At 50.6% G+C, this 3,151-nt stretch carries 1 protein-coding gene and 2 pseudogenes; all 3 read right to left on the minus strand.

Going from position 1 to position 3,151, the window contains the following annotated elements:
• Positions 1-94: 94 nt before the first annotated feature.
• Positions 95-241 (minus strand): annotated as a pseudogene (locus B9Y90_RS25690) (TOTE conflict system archaeo-eukaryotic primase domain-containing protein); the annotation flags it as partial.
• Positions 242-268: 27 nt separating this feature from the next.
• On the minus strand, positions 269-844 hold the full coding sequence (locus B9Y90_RS25695; RefSeq protein ID WP_006709163.1) for a recombinase family protein: 576 nt from the start codon (positions 842-844) through the stop codon (positions 269-271).
• 1,584 nt (positions 845-2,428) lie between these two features.
• Positions 2,429-2,596 (minus strand): annotated as a pseudogene (locus B9Y90_RS25700) (transposase domain-containing protein); the annotation flags it as partial.
• Positions 2,597-3,151: the final 555 nt, after the last annotated feature.

The following is a 3,151-nucleotide window of genomic DNA, read 5'->3' on the forward strand; positions in this document are numbered from 1 at the left end:
ATGTACATGAAAGCCAGTATAAAATACGGCGATGAGGGTGGAAAGGACTTCGGCTGCGAAGCAGACGAGCTCACGCCGTAGGCGTGCTACCGTTCTCGTCAGTAGATAAGGTTGATAATTTTTGTACCGGAGCCTGCCGCTTAAGTCTCCACTCAATTCCATGGGCATCAAGTAGCGAAATCAATCGGGCATTTTCTGCCCGCAGTGCCGATAATTCATCGCTGTCAGATTGGTGAACCATACTCTGCTGTAAATCCCCCGCATCGATTTATGTCTGTCCGATCTCAGTCATCCGGTGTCTGGCAAGAAGCCGCACCACGGTGGAAGGATGAACACGGAACAGACGTGCAGCATCAGCGCCCGTTTTTTGCCCCGATGTGACGAGCGAGACAATCTCTTTTTGCTGTTGGGGGGTTAACTTAGGGCGTCGCCCACCAACCCGGCCATCCTGGCGTGCCGCCGCAAGCCCGTTCTTTGTCCGCTCACGAAGCATGGCGCGTTCAAATTCAGCAAAGGAGCCAACGATCTGCATCATCATCCTGCCAGCCGGAGTGGATGTGTCAATATTTTCGGTAATGCTGCGAAAATCAGCTCCCGTGTTTTCAATCTTCTCCAGCGTCAGCAATAAATCCTTCAGCGAACGGGAAAGGCGATCCAGTTTCCATACAATAACCTGATCATCTTTGCGTAGTTGCTGTAAAAGACGTTGTAGTTCGGGTCGATCCCATCGCCCTCCCGAAGCTTTTTCCTGGAAAATCAGTTCACACCCGGCTGACTTTAGTGCTGATATTTGAGCTTGAGTATCCTGTTCCTGTGTCGAAACCCGGGCATAACCGATAAGCATGATTGCGATTTCCTGTTGCCATTTGCTTTTATATTGCAATACATTTTTGCAATGCACAAGGCCGCATCGTTACGTTGGGACAGGGATAGTTGCACAAACGTTCGTTTATGCGTCGTGATGAGGTGAAGAAAAGTTGGCAGTTATCGCAGCTACCCGGCCACTACCCCAAATATGGTGGTTTTCGTTGAAATTTCACATCGCGGAGAAAAACCCCACTTAGTGATGCTCGGGCATTCGGGGAAACTTCTCCAGGCGGAATAAAAGCCGACTGCCCGGACAGACCGCCGGGCAAACGTCACCCCCCAGGGATTAGTCAGACGCCGGGGTCGTCCGGGCGGCCACAGTGTAGCACCGGGGCGGTGTGGCGGGGGCTATGCGCCCGAAAAATCTTCTTCAGCAGGACTGAATGAATCCTCTTCCGGTCGCGTGGCCGGCAGCCGCTGGCCAGCGACCTGCAGGGTGCTCCGGGGCGACGGTGAAATAAGGAAAAACAGCCCTTTAGAAAAATCTGCCGGAAAGACAAGTGGGTCAAAAAATCTGAACGGAACGGGGGAGGGGGCGGGATTCGGTAGAATAACGGTAAACCCGAATACGGGCGAACGGCAGGAGAAAACCGCCGGGCGGCGGCTTATCGGGTGTCTGAGGGATAAATTGTACTATCTATTACAAATTCTGTCAGTCACCAGCTGTGAGTTGTAAATTTATGCATCAGGTTTATACTTAATATACTACAAATTGTAACATTTACCCTGAACAAACTTCATCTGCCGAACTCGGAGCCCTATCATGAATTCTCTTCAGACAGCCCTTGCCGTATCCCTGCTTGTTGTATCCGCTGGCTCAAGTGCCTCTCTTACTAACTGCGGAAGCCTGTCCAGTGACTATAATGGCTCTCGTTTTAATGATGAAACAAGTGTCGACTCTGGTGGTGTTTATCCAGTAAGTTACCAATTTCAGAGTACCAGTCAGTACGCTGGGAATATTCAGGTTTTTATTTCGGGACAACCTGTATCCATCGTCTCTGGAAGTTACCTGGTGATACCCAGCCGGATAACCAGCCTGGGAGTAACTCACGGGCAGGTTGGGGTCTTTTTAAATGTGCAGCCTGCAGCTACTTACAATTTTTGTGGCACAGACCAGAATACTGGCTGCCTGCTTACCCTGTCTCTCACCCCTTCATGTAGCGCATTAGGTGTTGTCAGACAACTATCGGGCGACAGACTCAAAAGCGTTGGTAATGTGGACACCCCTACGGCCCGTTCTCTGAGTGCCCAGAACTGGACCAGGTAACCCTGCCAACCTGGAGAGCATGAAAAACCATGGGGCAGTCGTGAGCTATGGTAATGTTGCGGGCAACTCATCCCTGGATTCCAGGGGGACCCGATTTGGGGGGAATGCAGGTATTGGGTCAGGCGCTGAAGTATTGACTCGGGGGATCGCGTCAGGGGCCGAAGTACTGACTGCGGTAATGTGGCAGAGGATTTCAGGTTTTGACTTCGCCGGAGGCCGCGTGGTTACTGTGCTCTGCTCCAGTTTCTGCTGTCAGGTGAGCAACACCCGACATCCGGTGTTGGGGCCCGTGAGTCAGCTTATGACACGGGTATCATCGTCAGACACGTACTCTGGGATGGAGAAGGTGAAGCCATTTAACGGAAGCAACTCATGCAGCCGTTCTTCCGGCCCGGAGGGCAGACGCGACAGCACGTCAGTCAGCCACGCATGCGGCTCCAGACCGTTCATTAATGCTGCTTTTGGCCGCGTTGGTGCACAGATGGCCAAACGGTTATCATCAACGTCTGTCCATTCTGACATGCGTAAACAATGCCGCATAGGGTGACTGCAAGGATTCTAAACGCCGTCATGCCGTGTTGCTAGGCTGATTCGGTGCTATGACGGTAAACCCGAATCCGGACGAACGGCTGAAGAAAACGGCTCCAGGCCAGGGGGATGGCAATGAAACTTTGGTATCATTTGATACTAATAAGCAGATGAAAGTGATATAAGCCATTGTATTGACGTTGGTGACCTAATTTATATTAGGTATCAAATGATACGAATGATGTTTATTCCCTCATCCTTATTTTTTAACCCACAATGCAAGTATTGCGGTTGCCATAGTTGTCAACGTAAAAGAAAAGGCTGAGCCAAAAGCATTCATCATTAAACCACCTTCAGAAAAACCGCAGACTTGAGGTGTTTCACTTACTACCTTGATGGTTAGGAAGCTCAATCGACTCTTTTAGAGGTTCCTAACCATGAATTGTAGCGATGGCGATCCGCATGTGGTGGGTACTTTTGCGTGTTAAT

It is taken from the genome of Cedecea sp. NFIX57, assembly GCF_900177785.1.
Taxonomy (GTDB): Bacteria; Pseudomonadota; Gammaproteobacteria; order Enterobacterales; family Enterobacteriaceae; genus Cedecea; species Cedecea neteri_C.